Source organism: Enterobacter sp. 302C9 (assembly GCF_034106085.1).
In the GTDB taxonomy this organism is placed as follows: Bacteria; Pseudomonadota; Gammaproteobacteria; order Enterobacterales; family Enterobacteriaceae; genus Enterobacter; species Enterobacter asburiae_B.
Map to the genome: position 1 here is coordinate 1 of NZ_JAWNBW010000005.1, position 24,530 is coordinate 24,530.

21 protein-coding genes and 1 tRNA gene are annotated in these 24,530 nt (G+C 54.3%); 13 read left to right on the plus strand and 9 right to left on the minus strand.

Going from position 1 to position 24,530, the window contains the following annotated elements:
* Positions 1-42: 42 nt before the first annotated feature.
* From UR289_RS11540 to UR289_RS11565, 6 genes are all read left to right on the plus strand, one after another.
* A complete protein-coding gene (locus tag UR289_RS11540; RefSeq protein WP_320710150.1) occupies positions 43-765 on the plus strand; it encodes a topoisomerase II in 723 nt (240 codons plus the stop codon).
* Positions 766-871: 106 nt separating this feature from the next.
* Positions 872-956: transfer RNA gene (locus UR289_RS11545), tRNA-Leu, on the plus strand.
* A 449-nt stretch (positions 957-1,405) separates the two neighbouring features.
* Positions 1,406-2,962: a type I restriction-modification system subunit M gene (locus UR289_RS11550; protein WP_320710152.1), complete on the plus strand. Its 1,557-nt coding sequence runs from the start codon at positions 1,406-1,408 to the stop codon at positions 2,960-2,962.
* The gene (locus UR289_RS11555) at positions 2,959-4,200 is read left to right on the plus strand and encodes a restriction endonuclease subunit S (RefSeq protein ID WP_320710153.1); all 1,242 of its coding nucleotides are present in this window, start codon (positions 2,959-2,961) and stop codon (positions 4,198-4,200) included. The genes UR289_RS11550 and UR289_RS11555 overlap by 4 nt, the downstream gene beginning before the upstream one ends.
* A 1-nt stretch (position 4,201) precedes the next feature.
* Positions 4,202-5,380 (plus strand): AAA family ATPase, encoded by a 1,179-nt coding sequence (locus tag UR289_RS11560; protein WP_320710156.1) that lies wholly within the window; start codon positions 4,202-4,204, stop codon positions 5,378-5,380.
* A 22-nt stretch (positions 5,381-5,402) separates the two neighbouring features.
* The gene (locus UR289_RS11565; RefSeq protein WP_320710158.1) at positions 5,403-8,501 is read left to right on the plus strand and encodes a type I restriction endonuclease subunit R; all 3,099 of its coding nucleotides are present in this window, start codon (positions 5,403-5,405) and stop codon (positions 8,499-8,501) included.
* Positions 8,502-8,612: 111 nt separating this feature from the next.
* Here the strand turns inward: UR289_RS11565 and UR289_RS11570 are convergent, their stop codons facing one another.
* Complete coding sequence (locus tag UR289_RS11570) at positions 8,613-9,533, minus strand: HrgA protein (RefSeq protein WP_320710160.1); 921 nt, start codon at positions 9,531-9,533, stop codon at positions 8,613-8,615.
* A 198-nt stretch (positions 9,534-9,731) separates the two neighbouring features.
* Here UR289_RS11570 and UR289_RS11575 point away from each other — a divergent pair, with 198 nt between their 5' ends.
* Together UR289_RS11575 and UR289_RS11580 are read left to right on the plus strand one after the other, a co-directional pair.
* Positions 9,732-10,433, plus strand: a complete 702-nt coding sequence (locus tag UR289_RS11575) for a hypothetical protein (RefSeq protein WP_320710162.1) — start codon at positions 9,732-9,734, stop codon at positions 10,431-10,433.
* A complete protein-coding gene (locus UR289_RS11580) occupies positions 10,430-10,864 on the plus strand; it encodes a hypothetical protein (protein WP_320710163.1) in 435 nt (144 codons plus the stop codon). The genes UR289_RS11575 and UR289_RS11580 overlap by 4 nt, the downstream gene beginning before the upstream one ends.
* A 37-nt stretch (positions 10,865-10,901) precedes the next feature.
* Here the strand turns inward: UR289_RS11580 and UR289_RS11585 are convergent, their stop codons facing one another.
* A complete protein-coding gene (locus tag UR289_RS11585) occupies positions 10,902-11,486 on the minus strand; it encodes a class I SAM-dependent methyltransferase (protein WP_320710164.1) in 585 nt (194 codons plus the stop codon).
* Entirely contained in the window at positions 11,486-12,499 is a 1,014-nt protein-coding gene (locus tag UR289_RS11590) for an HNH endonuclease domain-containing protein (RefSeq protein ID WP_320710165.1), read from the minus strand. The genes UR289_RS11585 and UR289_RS11590 overlap by 1 nt, the downstream gene beginning before the upstream one ends.
* A 468-nt stretch (positions 12,500-12,967) precedes the next feature.
* Here UR289_RS11590 and UR289_RS11595 point away from each other — a divergent pair, with 468 nt between their 5' ends.
* A complete protein-coding gene (locus tag UR289_RS11595) occupies positions 12,968-13,423 on the plus strand; it encodes a SymE family type I addiction module toxin (RefSeq protein WP_320710167.1) in 456 nt (151 codons plus the stop codon).
* 43 nt (positions 13,424-13,466) lie between these two features.
* Here UR289_RS11595 and trpS read toward each other — a convergent pair whose 3' ends face one another.
* Positions 13,467-14,468: a tryptophan--tRNA ligase gene (gene trpS / locus UR289_RS11600; RefSeq protein ID WP_320710168.1), complete on the minus strand. Its 1,002-nt coding sequence runs from the start codon at positions 14,466-14,468 to the stop codon at positions 13,467-13,469.
* Between the two features lie 199 nt (positions 14,469-14,667).
* Between trpS and fosA the strand changes: the two genes are divergently transcribed.
* Positions 14,668-15,093 carry a FosA/FosA2 family fosfomycin resistance glutathione transferase gene (fosA, locus tag UR289_RS11605; protein ID WP_320710170.1) on the plus strand — a complete coding sequence of 142 codons (426 nt, stop codon included), beginning with the start codon at positions 14,668-14,670 and terminating at the stop codon, positions 15,091-15,093.
* On the opposite strand, the gene UR289_RS11610 is transcribed toward fosA, so the two are convergent.
* A complete protein-coding gene (locus tag UR289_RS11610; protein WP_205916053.1) occupies positions 15,079-16,086 on the minus strand; it encodes a LacI family DNA-binding transcriptional regulator in 1,008 nt (335 codons plus the stop codon). The genes fosA and UR289_RS11610 overlap by 15 nt on opposite strands.
* A gap of 185 nt (positions 16,087-16,271) precedes the next feature.
* Between UR289_RS11610 and UR289_RS11615 the strand changes: the two genes are divergently transcribed.
* Both UR289_RS11615 and UR289_RS11620 read left to right on the plus strand, forming a co-directional pair.
* On the plus strand, positions 16,272-17,360 hold the full coding sequence (locus tag UR289_RS11615; RefSeq protein ID WP_320710173.1) for a cellulase family glycosylhydrolase: 1,089 nt from the start codon (positions 16,272-16,274) through the stop codon (positions 17,358-17,360).
* 50 nt (positions 17,361-17,410) lie between these two features.
* Positions 17,411-18,805, plus strand: coding sequence for an MFS transporter (locus UR289_RS11620; RefSeq protein WP_320710176.1), 1,395 nt, complete (start codon positions 17,411-17,413; stop codon positions 18,803-18,805).
* Positions 18,806-18,846: 41 nt separating this feature from the next.
* Here UR289_RS11620 and UR289_RS11625 read toward each other — a convergent pair whose 3' ends face one another.
* From UR289_RS11625 to UR289_RS11640, 4 genes are read right to left on the minus strand one after another with little or no spacing between them, the layout of a single operon-like run.
* Positions 18,847-19,668 (minus strand): alpha/beta hydrolase, encoded by an 822-nt coding sequence (locus tag UR289_RS11625; protein WP_320710177.1) that lies wholly within the window; start codon positions 19,666-19,668, stop codon positions 18,847-18,849.
* Between the two features lie 30 nt (positions 19,669-19,698).
* A complete protein-coding gene (locus UR289_RS11630; RefSeq protein ID WP_320710178.1) occupies positions 19,699-21,318 on the minus strand; it encodes an MFS transporter in 1,620 nt (539 codons plus the stop codon).
* The gene (locus tag UR289_RS11635; protein WP_167819506.1) at positions 21,315-21,722 is read right to left on the minus strand and encodes a DoxX family protein; all 408 of its coding nucleotides are present in this window, start codon (positions 21,720-21,722) and stop codon (positions 21,315-21,317) included. Before UR289_RS11635 ends, UR289_RS11630 begins: the two co-directional genes overlap by 4 nt.
* Positions 21,722-23,593, minus strand: coding sequence for an amidohydrolase (locus UR289_RS11640; RefSeq protein ID WP_087823592.1), 1,872 nt, complete (start codon positions 23,591-23,593; stop codon positions 21,722-21,724). The genes UR289_RS11635 and UR289_RS11640 overlap by 1 nt, the downstream gene beginning before the upstream one ends.
* A 218-nt stretch (positions 23,594-23,811) precedes the next feature.
* Between UR289_RS11640 and UR289_RS11645 the strand changes: the two genes are divergently transcribed.
* Positions 23,812-24,498, plus strand: a complete 687-nt coding sequence (locus UR289_RS11645; RefSeq protein ID WP_023334356.1) for a hydrolase — start codon at positions 23,812-23,814, stop codon at positions 24,496-24,498.
* The last annotated feature ends 32 nt before the right edge of the window (positions 24,499-24,530 follow it).

The window sequence follows — 24,530 nt, forward strand, 5'->3', positions numbered from 1 at the left end:
GTGCCGGTGTAAACCGGCACAACTCAAGGATAAGGATGCGAGATGAATAAAACGTGGACCCGTACCGTGATGGTTGTTGTGGTGGCCGCCGCCGTGGCGTTCTGGGTGTTCTTCGACAGGCAGCGCGCTCCGGAACGGCAGATGGATTCCGCCCTTAACGCGATGCCCGCCTGGCAGGTGATTAAGGAGCAGGAGCCCGCGCTGCATCAGCGCATCCTCGACCAGATGGCCGCCCTGCAAAAAGCGGGCGAGACGGAGCAGCAGATTATCGACACCATCCAGCCGCAGATCCTGCATCTGCAGATGTCGCGACTGCAAAACGCCCCGGACGCCAACGTGGTGAACTACATGACCATCAACATGGAGCAGACCGCCGCCATCCAGAAGGTGAGCGACGACGCCTGCTTCCGCTTCCTCTACCCGACGGTGAAGGGCGGCGTGAACCCGATGCGCATGCTGGATAAAGACCTGATGGCGCGGCGCATGCAGGCCGACGCCGACATGATGCGCGCGGCCTACGGCAAAAACCGCCACACCGTGACCCAGGCCGAACGCGAGGCGGCTGTCGAGGACGTGCGGCCGATTATGAAGGCGCTTGCCGATAAGTACGGCGAGGACATCCAGCTGCTGCAGATGCCGGAGAAGGCGGCGGGCAAAGAGAAGCTTTCCTGCGATATGGTGCAGGAGATGTGGGCGAAGGTGCTGGCGCTGCCGGAGCAGAAGGCGGCGGGGGTGATTCGGCTGGCGGTGTCAGAGCTGGAGTAAGGAAGGACGCTGGTTTTTTGGGCACTTAGCGCGGGTTTAGCGCGTCGTCGCTTGCATGGCGGCGCGCGACAGGTATAATCCACAACGTTTCCGCATCCCCTTCAGTGCCGAAGTGGCGAAATCGGTAGACGCAGTTGATTCAAAATCAACCGTAGAAATACGTGCCGGTTCGAGTCCGGCCTTCGGCACCATCGGAACATCAATAGACGTCAACGGACGTCTTTTTTTGTGCCTGAAATCCAGTATCTGCAAGGCTTTCCTCGCTTTTCACTCAACCTAAGTCAACCTGATTCAATCTACATCAACTTACTGATGCGGGTATATCGTGGTTCGATAATGTTTGTACCCACACAGAACCCTTGAAAGGATACTCATTATGGCTCTGAGTGATGTGAAGGTTCGTTCGGAAAGCCTTTTAGCTGTGGGAATTGGCTCTAGAGCTGGTTAAAGGATGAGCTCTACAACAGCGAAAACCATCATTGTTGGAATCTAGTCGGGAGTCGGGCTGCTCCATATCCAGTTAATCGGGGCCATCTAATTAGGGGCGATTCGCTATGATTAGTACTTCTTTAATCGTTATAATGCAGGACTAATTATGAGCCTTTGGCTATCAAAAATGTATTAAAACCGGAGTTTTACCATGACAAGCACCCAACAACGCGCCGCACTGCAACGCCAGATCTGGCAGATTGCCAACGATGTACGCGGTGCAGTGGATGGCTGGGATTTTAAGCAATACGTTTTAGGCGCTCTGTTTTACCGCTTCATCAGCGAGAATTTTGCCAACTACATTGAAGGCGGCGATGAGAGTGTCAAGTACGCAACACTTTCTCGGAGCGTTATTACCCCGGAAATCAAAGACGACGCCATTAAAACCAAAGGCTATTTCATTTACCCAGATGATTTGTTTGTTAACATTGCCGCAGGTGCTAGTACTAATGAAAAATTAAATACCGATTTGGCTGACATCTTCTCGGCTATTGAAATGTCAGCCAGCGGATACCCTTCAGAGAACGATATCAAGGGTTTGTTTGCTGATTTTGACACCACCAGCAACCGGCTCGGCAATACGGTAAAAGACAAAAATGCACGTTTGGCGGCAGTGCTCAAAGGGGTGGCAGAATTAGATTTCGGCGATTTTGAAGGTAGTCACATCGATCTTTTCGGTGATGCTTACGAGTTTCTGATCTCCAACTACGCCGCCAACGCTGGCAAATCCGGCGGTGAGTTTTTTACCCCGCAACACGTGTCCAAGCTGATTGCGCAGCTGGCCATGCACAAGCAAACCAGCGTCAACAAGATTTATGACCCGGCGTGTGGTTCTGGCTCGTTGTTGCTGCAAGCCAAAAAACACTTTGACGCCCATATTATTGAAGACGGTTTTTGGGGGCAGGAACTCAACCACACCACCTACAACCTGGCGCGGATGAACATGTTCTTGCACAACATCAACTACGACAAGTTCAATATCCAACTTGGTGATACGCTGCGTAATCCGCATTTTGGCGATGACAAACCCTTTGATGCTATCGTCTCCAACCCACCTTACTCGGTAAAATGGATCGGCTCAGACGACCCGACCTTGATCAACGATGATCGCTTTGCCCCGGCAGGTGTGTTAGCGCCCAAATCTAAAGCTGATTTTGCTTTTGTGCTGCATGCACTCAGTTACCTTTCCAGCAAAGGTCGCGCAGCCATTGTTTGCTTTCCCGGTATTTTTTACCGAGGTGGCGCCGAGCAGAAAATTCGCCAATATCTGGTGGATAACAACTACGTCGAAACCGTGATCTCACTCGCGCCTAACCTGTTTTTTGGCACCACCATCGCCGTCAATATTCTGGTGCTGTCCAAACACAAAACCGATATGACCACCCAGTTTATCGATGCCAGCGGGTTATTTAAGAAGGAAACCAATAACAACACGCTCACTGAGAAACATATTGAGCAAATCATGCAGGTGTTTGATAGCAAGGCCGATGTTGATCATTTTGCTAAGTCAGTGAACTTTGAAGATATTAAGGCCAATGATTACAATCTGTCGGTGAGTAGCTATATCGAAGCCAAAGTCAACCGCGAAGTAGTTGATATCACTACGCTCAATGCCGAGCTAAAAATCACCGTCGCTAAAATTGACAAGCTGCGGGCAGAGATTGATGTCATCGTGGCAGAGATTGAAGGTAAGGAGTTGGGGGCATGAGCAAGACAAGCTTTATGGAAAGGCTGCTGGATGGAGTTGAAATAAAGTGGTTGCCTCTAGGTGATGTGACGCAATATGAGCAGCCAACCAAATATCTGGTGACTACGACAAATTACAGCGATGAATTTGATACGCCTGTCTTGACAGCTGGTAAAACATTTATTCTTGGTTATACCGATGAAGTTGATGGTATATATAAAGCCTCTGAAAGGCCTGTAATAATTTTCGATGATTTTACAACTGCAAATAAATGGGTAAATTTCGATTTTAAAGCAAAATCATCAGCCATGAAGATGATCTCTTCAAGCGATGAAGATAGATTTTTAATTAAATATATTTATTACTGGTTAAACACCTTACCAAGCGAATTGGTCGATAGTGATCACAAGCGACAGTGGATTGGAAATTTTTCTTATAAAAAAATTCCCGTTCCCTGCCCTGAGAACCAAAAAAAATCGCTCGAAATCCAGGGCGAAATCGTCCGCACTCTGGACACTTTTACCTCTCTTACAGCCGAGCTTAAAGCTGAGCTTACAGCTGAGCTTACAGCCCGTAAAAAACAGTACAGCTTCTATCGCGACCTGTTGTTGAGCTTTAAGGAAGGGGTCGTAGAATGGAAAGCGTTGGAAGAGATTGGCGAATTTATTCGAGGAAAGCGCTTTACAAAAGCTGATTATGTCGAAGATGGTATCAGCGCTATTCACTATGGAGAGATATACACTCGGTACGGCGTCTTCACAACTCATGCGCTTTCACAGGTTAGAAACGATATGGCCAAGTCACTTCGCTATGCGGAACCAGGAGACGTAGTGATAACTGATGTTGGAGAAACCGTCGAGGATGTTGGTAAAGCAGTGGCTTGGCTTGGTGATGAAAAAGTGGCAATTCATGATCACTGCTATGCTTTCCGACATTCAATGAACCCGAAGTTTGTTTCCTATTGCATGCAAACATCATCTTTCATTGCCGAGAAAGCAAAATACGTGGCCAGAACCAAGGTCAATACATTATTGATTAAGGGGTTTTCAAAAATCTCAATTCCTGTCCCTTATCCAAATAATCTTGAAAAATCGCTTGCCGAACAAGCCCGCATCGTTTCCATTCTGGACAAATTCGATATCCTTACCAATTCCATCAGCGAAGACTTGCCACGTGAAATCGCATTACGCCAAAAACAATATGAGTATTACCGCGATTTGCTGTTGAGCTTTCCCAAGCCTGAAGAGGTAGTGGCCTGATATGACGCTAGCAGAAATCGCCCAGCAGCTTAAAGGCGCTAATAAAAAAGTACAGTTAATCTATGCCTTTAATGGCACGGGGAAAACGCGCCTGTCGCGAGAATTTAAGCAGCTTTTTGCCCCTGGGGATGAGGGGGATGTGGTCGATCAATCAGAGTTGTCACGCAACAAATTCTTATATTACAATGCGTTTACCGAAGATTTATTCTATTGGGACAACGACCTGGAGCTGGATTCCGAGCCTAGGCTAAAAATCCAGCCCAATTCGTTTACCGACTGGGTATTGAAAGATCAAGGACAAGATCGAAATATCATTGCGACCTTTCAGCGTTACACCAACGATAAGCTCACACCGCGCTTTAACGAAGAGCAACGAGATGAAATAACAGGAGAAATCACTGTAGAAGCCTTCTCAGAAATCACGTTTTCCATTGAGCGTGGCCATGATGAACACTCAGGTAATCTGAAAATATCCAAGGGGGAGGAAAGCAATTTCATCTGGAGCATTTTCTATTCGCTAATCGAACAGGTCATTGATATTCTCAATGTTGCTGAGCCCTCCGAGCGTGAAACCAACGCGTTTGACCAATTGAAGTATATCTTTATTGATGACCCGGTCAGTTCGCTGGATGAGAACCATTTGATTGAATTGGCCGTAGATTTGGCCCAACTGATCAAATCAAACAATTCTGATGTCAAATTCATCATAACCACTCACAATCCGCTTTTTTATAACGTTCTGCATAATGAGCTCAACAGCGATGACGGTGGTTACAAGAAAAAATGGCTTGATAAGTATCGGATGACCAGACTTGACGACGGTACATTTCAATTAGTCCAGCAACCCAATGACTCGCCGTTCTCATATCATCTTTATCTGAAATCAGAACTCGAAAAAGCCATTGAGAGTGGTCAGTTGAGCAAGTATCACTTTAATTTTTTAAGAAATATACTGGAAAAAACCTCTACGTTTCTTGGCTATAAGAAATGGGGTGATCTGTTGCCAAAAACTGATGACGGAAAAAATAATCCGTATGAGGCTCGGATTATTAATATCTCCAGCCACTCGAAACATGCGGGCGAAGAAGTGGCAGATCTCACTGAAGACGACAAACGTGTCTTGCGTTATCTGGTTAATGAAATCAATACGATGTATCGCTTCCAGCAGGCTGAAAACTAAAGAAAAAATTTAGGGGTAAAGCATGTACGAATACAAGGCTGTTGCCGAATCAAATAGCTTTATCGTTCTCGATAAATACGTCAAGAAATGGCAGCTTAATGAAAGCTATCAGAGTGAAGGTGACCTGGAACGGGAGTTCATTCAGGATTTATACAATCAGGGCTACGAGTATGAGCCCGGTTTAAATACGCCTGATAAGTTACTGGCCAACGTGCGCGAGCAGTTGCAGACCTTGAACAACATGTGGTTTTCTGACGGTGAGTGGATGCGGTTTGTGGGGACCTGGCTGGACAAGCCGAGCGATGGTATCGTCGATAAAACCCGCAAAATACACAACGATTATATCCATGATTTTGTGTTTGACGATGGTCATATCCAAAACATCTACCTGGTGGACAAAAAAAACATTGCCCGCAATAAAGTTCAAGTCATCAAGCAGTTTGAGCAACAGGGCAGTCATGCCAATCGTTATGACGTCACTATTCTGGTGAATGGCTTGCCGTTGGTGCAAGTGGAACTGAAAAAGCGCGGCGTGGCGATCCGCGAAGCCTTTAATCAGGTGCACCGATACAGTAAAGAGAGTTTTAACAGCGAACATTCCTTGTTCAAGTATTTGCAGCTGTTTGTGATTTCCAACGGTACCGATAGCCGTTATTTTGCCAATACCACCCAGCGCAACAAAAACAGCTTCGACTTCACCATGAACTGGGCGAAAGCTGATAACAGCTTGCTGAAAGACCTCAAGGACTTTACTGCAACCTTTTTCCAGAAGGACACCCTGCTCAATGTGCTGCTGCATTATTCGGTGTTTGATGTGAGCGATGCACTACTGGTGATGCGCCCTTATCAGATTGCCGCTACCGAGCGCATCTTGTGGAAGATCAATAGCGCCTATCAGGCTAAAAACTGGAGCAACACGGAAAGCGGTGGTTATATCTGGCACACCACAGGTTCTGGTAAAACCTTGACCAGCTTCAAGGCAGCGCGCTTAGCCACTGAGCTGGAGTTCATCGATAAAGTTTTCTTCGTGGTGGATCGTAAAGATCTGGATTACCAGACAATGAAGGAGTACCAGCGTTTTTCGCCGGATAGTGTGAACGGCTCTGACAGCACCGCAGGACTCAAGCGCAATCTGGATAAAGATGACAATAAAATCATCGTCACCACCATCCAGAAGCTCAATAACCTGATGAAGAGCGAAAACGACCTGCCCATTTATAACAAACAGGTGGTGTTTATCTTTGATGAATGCCACCGGAGTCAGTTTGGTGAAGCCCAGAAGAACTTAAAGAAAAAGTTTAAGAAGTTCTATCAGTTTGGCTTTACCGGCACACCGATTTTTCCGCAAAATGCTCTGGGGGCAGACACCACGGCTAGTGTATTCGGCCGGGAGCTGCACTCTTATGTGATCACCGATGCGATTAGAGATGAAAAGGTGCTCAAGTTCAAAGTGGACTACAACGATGTGCGCCCGCATTTCAAAGCCATTGAAAGCGAACAGGACGAAAAAAAGCTCAACGCGGCGGAAAACAGGCAAGCTTTATTGCATCCGATCCGTATAAAAGAAATTTCGCAGTACATCCTGAATAACTTTCGGCAAAAAACGCATCGCCTGCACGCAGGGGCAAAAGGGTTTAATGCGATGTTTGCCGTGAGCAGCGTGGATGCCGCCAAGCTGTATTACGAATCGTTCAAAGACTTGCAAAAAGGCAGCGATAAGCCACTAAAAATTGCCACCATTTTCTCTTTTGTTGCCAATGAGGAACAGGATGCCGTAGGCGATATTCTGGATGAAAGTTTTGACGTATCGGCAATGAACAGCAGTGCCAAAGAGTTTTTAAGTGCCGCCATAGCTGACTACAATGAGCTGTTTAAAACCAACTTCAGCGTGGAAAGCAAGGGGTTTCAAAACTATTACCGCGATCTAGCCAAGCAAGTTAAGGCTAAGGAGATCGATTTGCTGATTGTGGTCGGTATGTTCCTGACCGGGTTTGATGCACCGACACTGAACACCTTGTTTGTGGATAAAAACCTGCGCTATCACGGTTTGATGCAAGCCTATTCACGTACCAACCGTATTTTTGACGCAACCAAAACCTTTGGCAATATTGTTACCTTCCGTGACCTGGAGCAAGCGACAATTGACGCCATCACCTTGTTTGGCGATAAAAACACCAAGAACGTAGTGCTCGAGAAAAGCTACAAGGAGTATATGGAAGGCTTTACCGATGTAGTCACTGGTGAGGCAAGACGCGGCTTTGTGGATGTGGTAAGGGAGTTAGAGCAACGCTTTCCCGATCCTTCTGCCATTGAGAAAGAGTCCGACAAAAAAGCCTTTGTGAAACTCTTCGGCGAGTATTTACGCGTTGAGAACGTGCTGCAAAACTACGACGAGTTTGCCAGCCTGAAGGCCTTGCAGAACATTAACATCAACGATCCTGAGGCAGTTGAGGAGTTCAAGGCCCTGCATTATTTAAGCGATGAGGATCTGGCGATGCTGCAAACGATTAAAATGCCGTCTGAACGGAAAGTTCAGGACTACCGTTCAACTTATAACGATGTTCGCGATTGGCTGCGTCGGGAAAAATCTACCGCTGAAAAAGAAAAATCGACTATTGATTGGGATGACGTTGTCTTCGAGATAGATTTACTGAAGTCGCAAGAAATTAATCTTGATTATATTCTCGAGCTGATTTTTGAACACAACCGTAAGAATAAAAGTAAAGCAGGCTTAATTGATGAAGTTCGTAGGTTAATACGTGCCAGCCTTGGAAGTCGAGCTAAAGAAAGTTTAGTCGTTGATTTTATCAATCAAACAGACCTGGACAAAATTAATGACAAGGCCAGTATTATAGATGCCTTCTTTGCTTTTGCACGGGTAGAACAACTGCGCGAAGCACAAGAGTTAATTGGATCCGAAAGTCTGAATGAAGAGGCAGCTAAACGTTATATTACCACTTCTCTTAAACGAGAGTTTGCCAGCGACAATGGCACAGAGCTCAATGCTGTTTTGCCCAAAATGAGCCCACTAAATCCCGAATACCTCACAAAAAAGCAAAGCGTTTTCCAAAAAATCGCAGCGTTTGTTGAAAAATTTAAAGGAGTGGGTGGGAAAATATAGATGCTTCAACTCATGATACAAAGTTGTGGGTTGAACAGAATGGCAAGCCCTTTAAAGGGTTTGCCATTCTTATATGTATCAGCTTAGAACTGATAATAATCTATCCAGCTACTATTTATTCCAAAGTGTTTTATGGATTTTCCCAGTCTGATGATATTCCCCCACCAGCTCAATAAAATCTTTAAAATCCCGGTTCTCTTCCACCAGACGGTTAACTGACTGCCAGTCCACACTGGTACGTTCACGCGCTGGGATCAACGTCTGACTATTAGAGAAATCATGCGGATCCAGGAGGATCACCCCAATACCGTGCAACGCACAGAGCATCTGAAGTTCACGCTCCACGCTACGCTGTTTATCTTCGTTAATTTCAGTCGCCACCAGATAACCGAAATGCGCCCAACTGGAATTGCTGACTGCCTGGAAGAAACATTCACGCACATTGCTACGGTTTAGCTGTTTTTTCACCTCAAAAGACCACAGCCGTGTCAAACGCCCTTCACTATGGCGGACACAGTTTTGAACCACATCATCCCACTCTTTATCCAGGGGCTCCAGTGCAACAATATCGGGGTATAACCAATGGTTTCCTCCCAGTCCCTTATTGTTGGTAGAACGCTTTTCGTCAATACGGCGGCACAACAGACCTTCTTCCTGAGAGAGATAATCAATCAGGATCGGATACAACGAATGCTCGGTAAAGCTAACCGTTTCAACCGTTGGTTCGGGGGAAATATTGGCATCCACCTTTTCAACCACAGATTCTCCCCAATAAAACAATCGTGGTCTTGGCTTATCACGCGTCATCACCTGTGGACACATAGCTTTCGCTTTAACAGTCCGACTGCCACCAACCTCAGCGGTAATTTGGCTTAAAAAAGCTTCATCGCTGGCAAAACGTGGATTTTTACGTTTTTCAGCCAGTTCTGCGCTGTAGTGATCGATGATTTTCTGCGCCAGTTGACGGGCAGTGAACTGCTGACCGGGATTAGCCTGTAATACGTTGATTATCATCTGGGGACGACTTGTCATATGCCTTCCTGCGTTTGTACGCACGGCTTTGCGTATCAGCTTTTAAGCGATGCGTGATTTACAGCTCTTGTGAGTTAACCCAGTTTACCTTTCAGGATTACAGGCATAAAGCATCGATTTCCCTTTCTCATAGTCGGCTGGACTGAATTAAAAATCGTCTATAACATAGCCAGTTAGACTACATATGGAGATGTAAGCATGAGCACCAGAAGAGAGATAAAGGATGGGGCACTATTCGACGTTCTCGACAGAGGAATCGTCTACACCGAGGTGTTGGGCTGGCTTGATATGGGACATGCCCGTGGCAATGACGTGGCAACGCTCAAACGTCAATTCGTTGAAGGAGAGCGTAGCGGTAAGCCATCTTATTCCGTCATGTATCGGCAAGATATGGGCGTCTTAAAATTCAAATCGCGGCTCGGCGTGGGGAAGTTCTCTCACTGGGAAATCAAGCGTGGCCGGAGCACCGAAGACATTAACAGAATCATGCTAGCGATGATGATGAACACTGCATCCAGATTTGAAGGCCTGCAAAGTCTGCGATCATTCTCCTGGTATACGGACAGCGGCTTTAGCGGCGAGGATTTAGTGTCTGACCTGTTCGGGTTCTACCGGGCAATTATTCCTGGCCGGTACGGCTATCGTCTCAAGCCCGTGAGCTATGAATCAGCCATTCGCCGGTGGGATTACTACGGCGCTATCGGTTCCCATAAAAACCCTGGCTTCCGTCCGATTCTCTTCCCTGATCCACAGGACCAGTGTGTGCGGCATCTGCCGTATACGGTCAATCTTCCGCATTTTATGACATGGCTTCGGCCGTGGGACGATTTTGCATCCGGAGTGGTGAAGGTCATTACAGACGATGGGACATCGCTCTCATTCATGGGAGCTAAACTATGACAATCCTTTTAAAAATCCTGAAGTGGTGTGCACTCTCGATTGTCACCGTCTTTATCCTCGGATGGTTGTTTGTCTGGCTCGTGGCATCGGGTTCTGATGAAACGACGGTTTACACCCAAAATGACTTTTTCCACTATCACACGCTGACTGACAAGGATATTGAAAACGCCCCGCGTATCACGGACGACTACTATTTCGAGGCGCATCCCGGTGATGGTTATGCCCCTTCAAATAGCATCTTCTTTAAAGGGGCTACTGGTGTAGCACCGTTGCGCACGTATCTCGAAACGCAGGGATACACAAAGGAAAAGCGTCGCCTGGGGGATAAGGAAATCTGGTCAAAACCCGACCAGGTAAAAGGGGACATTTTCTATTTGTACTTTAATGCCGCTACGGGTGAAGTTGAGCTGACCAAGGTGATGAATTACTGAGCTCGCTTATTCCGTGTCGATTAGCACCGCCTGATGATCAAGCGGCGCTTTTTCGTAGTATCCCATTCAGCCATCTCTCATCTCTGTCCGGGCGGTTATCCTGAGTCGCCCACAGCGAAGCTAACTCAATCCCCGGAACCTCCCTCAGCAATGCACGCAACCCCTCTTCATCCAGATCCGTAAACCGTCTTTCACCCTGCACGCGTTCACCATTGCCATACTTAAAGGATACGTACCATACGCCTCCAGGCTTAAGCGCATCCGCAAGCTTCTGCATCACGGCAGGTAACTCAGAAGAGGGGACATGCAGCAAAGATGCACAGCACCAGATCCCATCGTACTGCGCTTTACCGTCGATCTCTGAAAAGGTCATTAGCTGCACGGGTAACCCGGTATGTTGCTTTGCCAGTTCCACCATCGCGGAAGAGGCATCAAAAGCATCCACCTGATAACCCATCTCATGAAAGGCTTTTGCGTCCCGGCCTGAACCGCAGCCCGCATCCAGAATCCGTGCGCCGTGAGCCAGATGTTGGGTGAAGGCCTCGTAAAGCGGGGTCATATCGACATTGACCGTGCCATCAAAGAAATCCTGTGCGTGGTTCTGATAGTAGTGAAGTGTCATTAAAACGTTGCCTCGCCTTCCGCGTTGGGTTTCCAGGTATGGATAAGTTTGTCCAGCGCAGCCTGCCAGTTACGCTGAAGAAAGCTTCTCCGTGCTTCAGGACGCTGCCCTGTCTGTTGAACAATCGTCTCATGTAACGGCAGTTTGCTCTGAATAAAATACTCATTGCGGGTGTGTAACCGCTGCAGGAGCCTGAGGTCGGGAATGCGTGCAGATTTGCCTTCGACGCCACGGTTACAGCAACGACAGGCCAGCACTAAGTTCCATACACCGTTAATATTGCTCACTTCATTGCGGGCAGCCCAGGGAATAAAGTGATCGACGTCCGCCAGCTCTGCGTTTCCCGGTACCAGGCTGATGGGTTTGAAGCAGTAAAAACACCGTCCTTTCTGGTAACCATTCAGGCTGTCGCGACAGCTAGTGATGTCTACGCGACGCGCGTTCACCCTCGTGAATAACAGCTGATTATCTTCGTCGAACTCCACGCCCACAAGATTACGTGAAATCCCCATCGACCAGGCCTGTTCCACCAGGTTCCAGCGGGCATTAGTTTCAAAGGCGAGGTTTTTATACTGCAGGCGTTCGCCCAGTAAATAGAAGTTATCCGTCAGGCGGATCCCGGTGTTGGTTTTGCGCTCATCAAGGAAAAAACGTTTATCGATCTCGCCCTGGTTCACGTAATGAAAGGCATCGATCACGTTGTTAAAGCCAAGGTGCACCGTCGCTTCAATGAGTTGGGCATGGGTGATTTCACCTCTGTTGAACTTCAGACAGGTTTCCAGAAATTGGCTGCTGCGGGAGGTGATCTGTTTTGGCGCATGCTTCAGGTGCTCGCAAAGATAACGGCTGAACGGCACGGCAAGCTGGTCGAGCGTTATCAAATCGCTGCCCGTCTTATCCACTTCATACAACGCCGACGCCAGCGCGAACTTGTAAGATGCGACGTTCCTTCCAAAGAGGATCACACCACGCCAGTAGTTCTCAAGCGTCGGATCGGCCTGATAAAATTCCATCGATGAAGTCCTGTTACGGTTGGCTGGGCAGGGCGTTACTAAAGCCTGTAACAGGATCACATAACAAAATCAGGGTGATGTAAATCGTTAATCTATAGGTTTGATGAATTTTTGAGAGGTTTGAGAGGTTTGAGAGAACGATGTAGCGGCAATCAATGCGGCATTAGCGCCAGGTATGCGAACGAACAGATATCTGGAAGAGGGGAGTTGAAGTGATTTTCAGGCCGAAGCGTTGTTGTTTCTCGAATTAAAAAATACCTACCGTTATTTCCTGAATCTCCCTCGCAAATTCCAAATTTACCCCACACCAAACTGCTGTATTTATATTCAGTCCTGTATAATGAGCACCAGAAATTACGCCGAACGGCAAAGGAAGTATCAAGGAATATTTAAAGAGAGAATTCGCGATATGAAGGTGCTGCAACACCCCCATACCGCTAACCACAACCAACTAGAATGGAGTTGAAAATGGCTGCGACGAATTTTAAGTCAGAGTTTACTGTTTGCAAAACAGAATCAGACGCTTTCACCGGCATGATTGAAAACCGCGAGCTGGTACGCAAAAACAGCGCCCGCCGACTGCACGGCAACCAGCCTAACGTGGCACCCGTCCATCCCCGCGCGGAAACGCCACAGGACAGTGCCGCCTGCTGCGAATTGTATGCGCGCATCGACATGAAATACCTTCTGCTGGGCGGCGACTGGTTGAACCGTGCAGGTTTTATCAACGGTATGCCCGTAAAAATCCGCGCCATGAAAGACTGCATTGTGATTACGCCGCAGCATACAAGAGAATTATGGGGATGCCTGGAAGGTATGAGTGTGGTGAATATAAATAAGCAGAAAGTCGCGCAGTGGCTGAAAACATTTCCGGGTGCATTAAATGACACCGGCGATATTCCGGTGATTAAGCGCAACGCCTGATAAATATCCCGGCCCTGCGCCGGGGTTATTATTTATATCGCCCTCAAAACACCGGCACCCCCAGCCCAACCTTCACCTCCCTCAACGTCGCCTGCGTCACCCCCTGCGCCCGCTCCGTCCCGCGCTTCAGAATCGCCATCAGTTCCCCCTTATCCCGCATATACATCGCCCTCCGCTCCCGCATTGGCCCAATCAGCTCCTGCAAACACCCCTCCAGCTCGTTCTTGCAAACCCGGTCCCCAAGCCCGCCTACCTGATAGTGCGCCTTCATCGCCGCCACTTTGGCTTTGTCCGGATGAAACGCGTCGAGATACGTAAACACCACGTTCCCCTCAATCTGCCCCGGGTCGCTCACCTTCAGGTGGTTCGGGTCGGTGTACATGGCGCTGACCGCACGGTGGATCGTCTCTTCGCTGGCCGAAAGGTGCAGCGTGTTGCCCAGCGATTTCGACATCTTGGCGCTGCCGTCGATGCCGGGCAGGCGGCTGGTGTCGCTCAGTATCGCCTTGCAGTGGCGCAGCACCGGGGCGGGCAGCAGGCTGTTCATCTTGTGCACAATCTCGTTGGTCTGCTCAATCATCGGCAGCTGGTCGTCGCCGACGGGCACGCACTCGGCCTTAAACGCGGTGATGTCCGCCGCCTGGCTGATGGGGTAGGCCATAAACCCGACCGGCAGCGAGCGGGCGAAACCCTTCTGCGCGATCTCGTTTTTCACCGTCGGGTTACGCTCCACGCGGGCAACGGTGACGATGTTCATATACAGCATCGTCAGCTCGGCGAGGGCGGGCAGGGCGGACTGCAGGCAGATCGTAGTCAGGTTCGGGTCGATGCCGGCGGCGAGGTAGTCGGCCAGCACTTCGGGGATGTTGTCGCGGATCTTTTGCGGGTTGCTGCCGTTGTCGGTCAGCCCCTGCAGGTCGGCAATCAGCACAAACTGGCTGTGCGTCTGCTGGAGCGCCACGCGCTGGCGCAGCGATCCGACGAAGTGGCCAAGATGCAGCGGGCCGGTTGGGCGGTCGCCGGTGAGGATGGTGGGTGCGTTCATAAAGACTCCTTAATGGGCAGTTGCCGAAAGGGGTCTTAGATGTGAGAAAGCCGCCTTTCGGCGGCTATCTGAAAATGGGGAAAACAACTCCGTGCCGCCTTTAAGAAGGCAGCCACCAGCGGTTTACGGTGAGCACGGCGTGGTTTATGTTCATCTCTTTACCGTACCACGTCCGGCGCGAAAAACAAAAGGGCACGTCATGCTGCAATCACTCAACCATCTGACCCTCGCGGTCAGCGACCTGCAAAAAAGCGTCACCTTCTGGCACGAGCTGCTGGGGCTTGCGCTGCACGCCCGCTGGAATACCGGGGCCTATCTCACCTGCGGCGATCTGTGGGTCTGCCTGTCGTACGACGAGGCGCGCCGGTACGTGCCGCCGCAGGAGAGCGACTACAGCCACTACGCGTTTACCGTGGCGGAAGCGGATTTTGAACCGTTCTCGCACAGGCTTGAACAGGCGGGCGTCACCGTCTGGAAGCAGAACAAAAGCGAGGGGGCGTCGTTCTATTTTCTGGATCCGGACGGTCACAAGCTGGAGCTGCATGTGGGCAGTCTCGCCGCGCGGCTGGCGGCGTGTCGCGAGAAGCCCTATGCGGGCATGGTGTTTACCTCAGACGAGACTTGAGGCGCGCACCTTCAGCCTGCCCGCCAGCGTCACGTGCGTGGCGGCATCTTCCTGATTGCACAGGTACTCCACCGCCAGCCGCCCCAGCTCGCTGTAGGGCAGCTGGATACTGGTCAGCGGCGGGGTGAGCTGCTCGGAGATCTTCTGGTCGTCGTAGCCCGCCAGCAGCATGTCCTGCGGAATGCGCACGCCGTTCACCGCCAGCGCCTGATAGCAGCCAATCGCCAGCCAGTCGCTGGCGCAGAAGATGGCGTCCGGGCGCTCGGCCAGTTCCAGCAGGGAAGTAGTGGCGGTAAAGGACTCGCTGAACTGCCAGTTGGTCTGGCGCACCAGGTCGTCTTCGTACGCGAGTCCGGCCTGCTGCAGCGCCGCCTGGTAGCCCGCCAGACGCTGGCGCGAGGCCTCCATCCAGCTCTCGCCAGTGATGTGGGCGATGCGCGTGGCCCCGCAGGCGATGAGGTGTTTAGTGACCTGGAAGGCGTTGGCGTAGTCGTCCGGGATAAACGACGGCAGCAGCGGCGAGCCGGGGTCGCGCTGGTTGAGCAGCACCAGCGGGATGCGGGTGCAGTCCTGGAACGCCGTCATGTCCACCAGCGTGGTGACCGGTGAGGCGAGAATAATCCCGATGCAGTTGCGCTTCTCCAGCTGGCGGATGATGTTCAGCGCCAGCTCGATGTCGTCGCCGTAGTCGTAGACGGTGAGCAGGGTCTCGTTGCGCCACGCAGCTTCCCGCGCCTGGCTGATGGCGTCGATAAACGGGTCGAAGCTCTGCATGGAGCTGACCAGCAGGGCGATCTCTTCCTGGTTGCGCGGGGCGTGAACGGCGGGGAGGCGGTCGTAGCCGAGCTCGGTAGCGACGCCAATGACCCGCTGGCGGGTGTCGTCGCTGAGCTTGATGTTGCGGGACTGGTTAAGCACCAGCGATACCGTCGCCTGCGACACCCCTGCCGCCCGCGCAATATCGTTCATCGTCACTTTCGTTTTTCGCTTCATCCGTCCTCTCCCTTTCGCGAATTCGCATCATACCCTAACCGCACGCTTACGCGCCGTCGATCACGTTTCTCATTCATCGAAGCGCGAACTTTGTGAGGGGCATCGCTTTTCTAAACGCCGTGATTTGCGCATTTATCCTGCAACTAATATTTATTAGCTAAATATTATCAGTAAGAGGACGCGTAATGAAAGAGCAGTGGAGCAGGGAGCAGGCACAGGCGTGGTATGAGCAAAAAGGCTGGCTGTGCGGGTTTAACTATCTGCCGTCGACGGCGGTGAACTGGACCGATATATGGCAGGCAGAGACCTTCGACGCCGGGACGATTGACCGAGAGCTGGGCTGGGCGGCGGACGCGGGCTACAACACCCTGCGCATCAACCTGCCGTTTATCGTCTGGGAGCACGACCGCGACGGGCTGATGGCGCGCATCGACCGCTTTTTGACGATTGCCGACGGTCGCGGGTTCAGCACCATGCTGACCCTGATGGACGACTGCGGCTTCTCCGGCGACGAGCCGTACCTCGGCCCGCAAAAGCCGCCCGTGCCGGGCAAGCACAACAGCCAGGCGGCGGCGAGCCCGGGGCGCGACAAGGTGTGCGATCCCGACTGCTGGGCAGACATTGAGTGCTATATCCGCGACGTTGTCCGCCAGTTCCGCGACGACAGGCGCGTGCTGCTGTGGGATCTGTATAACGAGCCGGGCAACCGCGGCATTTTTACGACCGGCACGCAGGAGGTGCAGTACGACGCGAAGCTGGAGACCTGCGCCCACGCGCTGATGAAGCTGGCGTTCCAGTGGGTGCGTGAAGAAGACCCTACCCAGCCGCTCACCGTCTGCGCGTGGCGTCTGCCGCCGGAAGAGGAGGGCGAGACGTTCTTCCAGCATCCGCTGGACCAGACCGCGCTGGCGCTCTCGGACGTGGTGAGCTTCCACGCCTACACCCACACGGGGCGGATGACGGCGATTATCCAGCAGCTGCAAAAGCTCGGTCGCCCGCTGTTCTGCACCGAATGGCTGGCGCGCCACGTGGGCAGCACCATCGAAGAGCAGCTTCCGCTGATGTACGCGGCGAAGGTCGCGCCGTACCAGTGGGGGCTGGTGCGCGGTAAAACCCAGACGTGGCTGCCGTGGCCGGTGGTGATGAAGGAGTCCACGGACTACTGCCGCCTCTGGTTCCACGACGTGTTCGAGGAGAACGGCATTCCGTTCTCGCGCCGTGAAATCGCATTAATGCAGCAGCTGCGCAAGATCGCCCCGAAAGTTAAGGGCTAATAATATCGACCCGGCGGCCGACCGCCGGGCAACCAGGCAGGCATATATCAATGGCAATGACAATGAAAATACCGTCTCGCGAGTTGTGGTCTTATTTTGGCTATGGTTTAGGTCAGTGTTTTAGCTTTGGTTTAGTGGGTTCGTTTATTAACTATTTTTACACCGACGTGCTGGGGATCTCGGCGCTGGCGGCGAGCACCATCTTCCTGATTGCCCGCGCGTGGGACGCGGTTCACGATCCGCTGTTTGCCAGCATTATGGACACCATTAACAGCCGGTTCGGCAAGTTTCGCCACTTTTTGCTGATCGCCCCGCTGCTGATCACCGGCGTCACGCTGCTGTCGTTCTATAAAATCGAAGCGGACATGACCACCAAAATTCTCTACGCCGGGGTGACCTACATCCTGTGGGGGACGCTGTACGCCATCTCCGATATCCCGTTCTGGTCGATGTCGTCGGTGATGACCAACGACTCCGCCCAGCGCACCCGCGCGGTGACGGCGGCGATGCTTGGGGTCAACGCGGGGATTGCCTGCGCCAACATCTTCTTCCCGAAGCTGGCGGCGTTCTTCGCCCAGTACAGCAACGATAAAGGCTACTTTATGGCGGCGCTGGTGATGATGCTGGTGGGCCTGCCGCTGATGCTCAACGGCTTTATGCAGATCAAAGAGCGCGTGCCGCCGAGCCCGGAAAAGGTGACCATCCGCGACACCTTCCACAACCTGCGCCAGAACAAGCCGCTGTTTATCGTCCTGCTGTCGTTCTTTTTCTGCGTGTTTCATAACGTGGCGGGCGGGCTGTATATCTACTTCTTTATCAACAACCTGGGTGACGGCAGCCTGCAGATGGCGATTGGCGTGATGGGGATCGTGGCGGCGGTGCTGTGTCTGGTCGCCCCGATGCTGACGCGCCGGATGCAGAAGCGGAAGCTGTTTATGATCCTCTGCGGGCTGGACGTGGCGGTGCGCGTGGTGATGTGGTTTGTCGGGTATCAGCAGGTAACGATGCTGTTTATTCTGCTCGGCCTGAGCACCCTGTTCGTGATGATGACCAACATCCTCACCTCGTCGATGATCGCCGACACCATCGAGTACGCGGAGTACCACACCCACAAGCGCTGCGCGGCGATCACCTTCTCCGGCCAGACCTTTACCGGCAAGATGTCGGTGGCGGTGGGCGGCGGGTTAATCGGCGTGTTCCTGACGATGATTGGCTACGTGCCGCAGGCGCAAATCCAGAGCGAAGGCGTGCTGTCGGGGCTGTTCTTCGGGATCTGCCTGCTGCCGGCGATAGGGTCGCTGATCCGAATCGTGTTTATGTCACGCTTTACCTTTACCGAGGAGAAGCACGCGGAGATTTGTCGGCTGCTGGCGGAGCGGAACGCGTCTGCGAAAGCGCCGGGTGGCGGCTGCGCCTTACCCGGCCTACAGGACCAGCCCTTGTAGGCCTGATAAGCGAAGCGCCATCAGGCTTCGCTTTTAAAGCATTACAGCGACTTCACAAACGCCAGCAGGTCTTCGTTAAGCTGGTCCTGGTGGGTCAGCGCAAAGCCGTGCGGCGCGTTGTCGTACACCTTCAGCGTGGCGTTTTTGATCATCTCTGCCGCCAGCTTGCCGGTGCTTTCAAACGGCACGATCTGGTCGTTGCTGCCGTGGATCACCAGCGTCGGCACGTCGATTTTCGCCATATCCGGGCGGAAGTCGGTTTCGCCGAACGCGGTCACGCAGTCGATGGTGCCCTTCAAAGACGCCAGCAGGGCGATGTTCAGCGTCTGGGTCAGGGCACCGGCAGAGACGGTCTGCCCGGCGTTGATGCCGTAGAACGGCGTCGCGAAGTCGCTGATGAACTGGGCGCGATCTTTACGCAGTCCGTCGCGAATGCCGTCGAACACGCTCTGATCCACACCCTGCGGGAAGGAGTCGGATTTACCGAAGATCGGCGTCACCGCGCCCAGCAGCGCCAGACCGGCCACGCGCGCGCTGCCGTAGTTGTTGATGTAGCGGGTCACGTCGCCGCCGCCCATGGAGAAGCCCACCAGCGTCACGTCCTGCAGGTCCAGGGTGGTGATCAGGTCGTTGATGTCGGACGCAAAGGTGTCGTAGTCGTAGCCGTTCCACGGCTGATCCGAGCGGCCAAAGCCGCGACGGTCAAAGGCGATGGCGCGGAAGCCGTGCTCGGCCAGGTAGTTCAGCTGGCTGTCCCACATGTCGCCGTCCAGCGGCCAGCCGTGGCTGAAGAGAACCGGTTTGCCCGCGCCGCCGTCTTTGTAGTAAATCTGCGTGCCGTCTTTTGCCTTAAACGTTGTCATAGTGTGTTCCTGTGCAGGTGATGGTTATGGTTATACCGGCGCGACCAGGTAGCGAATTGCCGGTGATGTTGTGCCCTGATGAAAAGCCAGAACGCGGCTCTGCAGCAGGAGGTCATTCATGGTGTGGCGCTCCTGCTGGCGCAGATGCTCGATCCACGAGCCCATCAGGAAGGTCTCGATAAACAGGCCGGGACGCTCAATATCCTCGTATACCGCCCAGCTCATCGCCCCGGCGCGGCGGCGCACCCGGCGCAGCTCGTGGACGGCTTCCAGGAAGGCCTTGGTGTTCTGCGGGTCGATGATGTACTCGTGCGATACAAGCACCGGGCCGCGCTCGTTGGGCAGATCGATCTCCACGCCGTCCAGCGGCTGGCCGCTCAGGTCGAGGTTCAGATCCGGATCTTTCCCCAGCTTCCAGCGGAACACCGTCGCGCTCGCCAGCACCATCCCCAGCGTGGCGACCACCAGCGAGGTCGGGGTGCCGAAGCGGGAAGCGATCTGCCCCCAGATGGCGCTGCCCGCGGTCATCGAGCCGAAGAACACCGTCAGGTACACCGCCAGCGCGCGGGCCTTCACCCAGCGGGCGGCGCTGCGCTGCGCGCCGAGGTTCAGCGTTGAAAGCACCGCAATCCACGCGAAGCCGGTGAAGAACTCAAACAGGTTGAGCAGCCAGACGTGGCGCACGAACGCCAGCGCCAGCATGGTGAGGGCAAAGGTCAGGCTGGCGGCCACCATCAGGCGGTCGGCGTCGAGCCGCTGGCGCAGGCGCGGCAGCAGAATGGCCCCGGCAATCGCCCCCAGGCCAATGCACGCCAGCATCACGCCGTAGCCCGCCGAGCCTAAGCCCAGCTCGCGGCGCGCCACCAGCGGCAGCAGCGCCCAGCCCGCGCTGCCGAAAACGAAGAAGGCCACGGTGCGCACCAGCACGTTGCGCAGCACCGGCGCGGCGTGCACGTAGCGGATGCCGGAGCGCACCGCGGAGAAGAAGTGCTCCGGCGGCAGGCGCTGTATGGACGGTGCCGGACGCCAGCGCCACAGCACCCACGCCACGCCGACCACGGACAGCGCGTTCAGGGCAAACACCATCCACGGCCCGGCGAGCGACAGCAGAAAACCGCCCAGCGCCGGGCCAATCGCCCGGCTGATGTTCACCCCCAGCGAGTTCAGCGCCACGGCGGCGCCCAGCTCCGGCTTGCTCACCAGATCGGGCACCACGGCCTGGAACGGCGGCGAGCTCATCGCCGCGCCCACGCTCAGCAGGAACGTCGCCACCAGCAGAACGGCGGGGGTGACGTGTCCGGTGAAGGAGAGCACCGTCAGCCCGGCGGCGGCGATGAACACCCACAGCTGGGAGAAGAGCAGGTATTTACGACGGTCGACGATGTCCGCCATCACCCCGGACGGCAGGGCGAAGAGGAACATCGGCAGGCTGCTGGCCGCCTGCACCAGCGCGATATCCAGCGGGTCGGCGCTCAGGGTCAGCATGCTCCAGTTGATGCCAACGTCGCTCATCCATGAGCCGACGTTAGAGACCACCGTGGCGATCCACAGCATGCGGAACACCGGCTGGCTCAGCGGCTGCCAGGGCGAAACCGTCGGTGCGGGCGTCGTCTCGACATGGGCGTCGCGAACGTCGTTAACCTGGGTCATGCGAACCTCTCCGTAGCCTTACGCTGCAGCCGCCACTGGCCCGGCCCGGTGAGGGCGAGGGTGATGAAGATAATCATCAGCAGCCAGCCAAACTGCCCTTCGGCAATCGACCAGTTCGGGTGGACCGCCAGCATCGCCACCAGCAGCACGGCGATAATCGGCAGGCACGCCAGGCGGGTGTACACGCCCGCAATGATAAACAGCGGGCAGATCACCTCGGCGACAATCGCCGGGATCAGGCTCGCCCAGGGCCCGAAGCCGAATGGATCTTCAATGCGCGTCAGCTCTTCGCTTAAGTGCAGCACCTTCGGCAGGCCGTGCACGTACAGCAGCAGCAGGCTGCCGGTCAGGCGCAGGAAGAACAGCCCCAGGTCGACCCGGGGCGGAGTAAAGGTGTTTTTCATCAGAATGCAAAGCAGCTGCAGCCCAGCGCCCCCCAGAAAGCGTTATCGTCGGACACCGGCATCTCTGACGTGCGGGCGAAATCATGCTGGTGGCTGTGAACCCCGCACGGGCCGCTGCAGTGATGGATGGCGCTCATCCCGACGCGGGCGGCCTGCGGCGGCGCGCTGCGGTAGTGGCCCGGTACCTTCACCACCGGGGACCACTCGGGAAGGACCGGAATGGCCGGCGGCGCGAGCGGGCCAAAAGCGCCTGCGGCGTACACAATGTCGCCGTTGACCACGGTCAGGACGGACTCGATGCCCTTGATCTCCTCTTCCGGCACGCGGAAGAAGTCTTTGCTCAGCACGGCCAGGTCGGCGAGCTGGCCGACCTTGATCTGCCCCTTCTGATTCTGCTCGCTGGAGAACCACGCGCTGCCCTGGGTCCAGAGCATCAGGGCGGTATCGCGATCCAGACGGGCGCTATGGTCGTACATCTGCATCCCGCCGACGGTGCGGCCGGAGACCAGCCAGTAGAGCGCGGTCCACGGGTTGTAGCTCGCCACGCGGGTGGCGTCCGTCCCTAAGCCCACCGGCACGCCGGTCTCGAGCATTTTCGCCACCGGCGGCGTGTGGCGGGTGGCTTCGATGCCGTAGCGCTCGGCAAAGTACTCGCCCTGGAACGCCATGCGGTGCTGCACGGCAATGCCGCCGCCGAGCGCTTTGATGCGGTCGATGTTGGCCTGGGTAACGGTTTCCGCATGGTCGAAGAACCAGTGCAGGCCGTTGAACGGAATGTCGCGGTTCACCTTCTCGAAGACGTCCAGCATGCGGCTGATGGATTCGTTATAGGTGGCGTGCAGGCGGAACGGCCAGCGGTGCTCCACCAGATGGCGCACCACGCGCTCCAGCTCGTCTTCCATGCCCGGCGCGAGGTCCGGGCGCGGTTCGAGGAAGTCTTCAAAATCGGCGGCGGAGAAGACCAGCATCTCGCCCGCGCCGTTGTGGCGGAAGAAGTCGCTGCCCTGGCCCGGCGTGAGCATGTCGGTCCATTTTTCAAAGTCTTCCAGCTCGTGGCCCGGACGCTGGGTAAACAGGTTGTAGGCGATGCGGATGGTCATCTGCTTTTTCTCGTGCAGCTCGGCAATCACCTCGTAATCTTCCGGGTAGTTCTGGAAGCCGCCGCCCGCGTCGATGGCGCTGGTCAGCCCCAGACGGTTGAGCTCGCGCATGAACTGGCGCGTGGAGTTGACCTGCTGCTCCAGCGGCAGCTTCGGCCCTTTGGCGAGCGTGGCGTAGAGGATCATGGCGTTCGGACGGGCAATCAGCATCCCGGTCGGGTTGCCGTTGGCGTCGCGCTGGATCTCCCCGCCCGGCGGGTTTGGCGTGTCTTTGGTGTAGCCGACCACCTTCAGCGCGGCGCGGTTGAGCAGGGCGCGGTCGTACAGGTGCAGGATGAAGACCGGGGTGTCCGGCGCGGCGTCGTTGATCTCGTCCAGGGTCGGCATCCGGCGCTCGGCAAACTGGAACTCGGTCCAGCCGCCCACCACGCGCACCCACTGGGGCGACGGCGTGCGCAGAGCCTGCTCTTTCAGCATCCGCAGGGCGTCGGCCAGCGACGGCACGCCTTCCCAGCGCAGCTCAAGGTTGTAGTTCAGCCCGCCGCGAATGAGGTGCAGGTGCGAGTCGTTCAGGCCGGGGATGGCGGTGTGGCCTTTTAAGTCGACCACTTTGGTGCCTTCGCAGTGGTGCTGCATCACCTCGGCGACGGTACCCACTTCCAGAAATTTTCCGTCGCGCACGGCAACGGCTTCCGCGACGGGGTTCTCGCGATCGACGGTGTGAAACTGGCCGTTAACCAGAATGAGATCGGCTTTACCAAGGGTAACCATAAACTGCTCCTGACTGAGAGGGGAATGGTCAGGATTATGGGAACCGGTTTCGGCAAAGATCCAGTTATACAATAGGATAGGTATACCAAAGTATAACTATACCTAAGGTTAACTATACGAAGAGATAATTACGCGCAGGGACGGAAAACCGCAGGATGAGGGTGTCTTTATCGTCGCGGCGCTCGCGGCGATTTCACCCTTAACCACTGGAAAATGCTATGACCTCTTCAAAGCTCGAAGTGTTAACCCCTGCGAACTGTCAGGTAATCTTTATCGATCACCAGCCACAGATGGCGTTTGGCGTGCAGTCTATTGACCGTCAGGTGCTGAAAAACAACACCGTGGCGCTGGCGAAAGCGGCTAAGGTGTTCAACATTCCAACCATCATCACCACCGTTGAGACCGAAAGCTTCTCCGGTAACACCTATCCGGAGCTGCTGGACGTGTTCCCGGGCCAGGACATTCTGGAGCGTACCTCCATGAACTCCTGGGACGACCAGAAGGTGCGCGACGCGCTGCAGGCCAACGGCAAGAAGAAAGTGGTGGTTGCCGGCCTGTGGACCGAAGTGTGCAACAACAGCTTTGCCCTGTGCGCGATGCTGGAAGGCGATTACGAAATTTATATGGTGGCGGACGCGTCCGGCGGCACCTCCAAAGAAGCCCACGACTACGCGATGCAGCGCATGATCCAGGCGGGCGTGATCCCGGTCACCTGGCAGCAGGTGATGCTGGAGTGGCAGCGCGACTGGGCGCGTAAAGAGACCTACACCGCGGTGATGGATATCGTGCGCGAGCACTCCGGCGCGTACGGCATGGGCGTCGATTACGCCTACACCATGGTGCACAAAGCGCCGTCTCGCCAGAAGAGCGAGCACCGCACCTTAGCGCCGGTCCCGGCACGCTAAGTTCCGCTGGCGGGCTGGTCCCTCATCCGGCT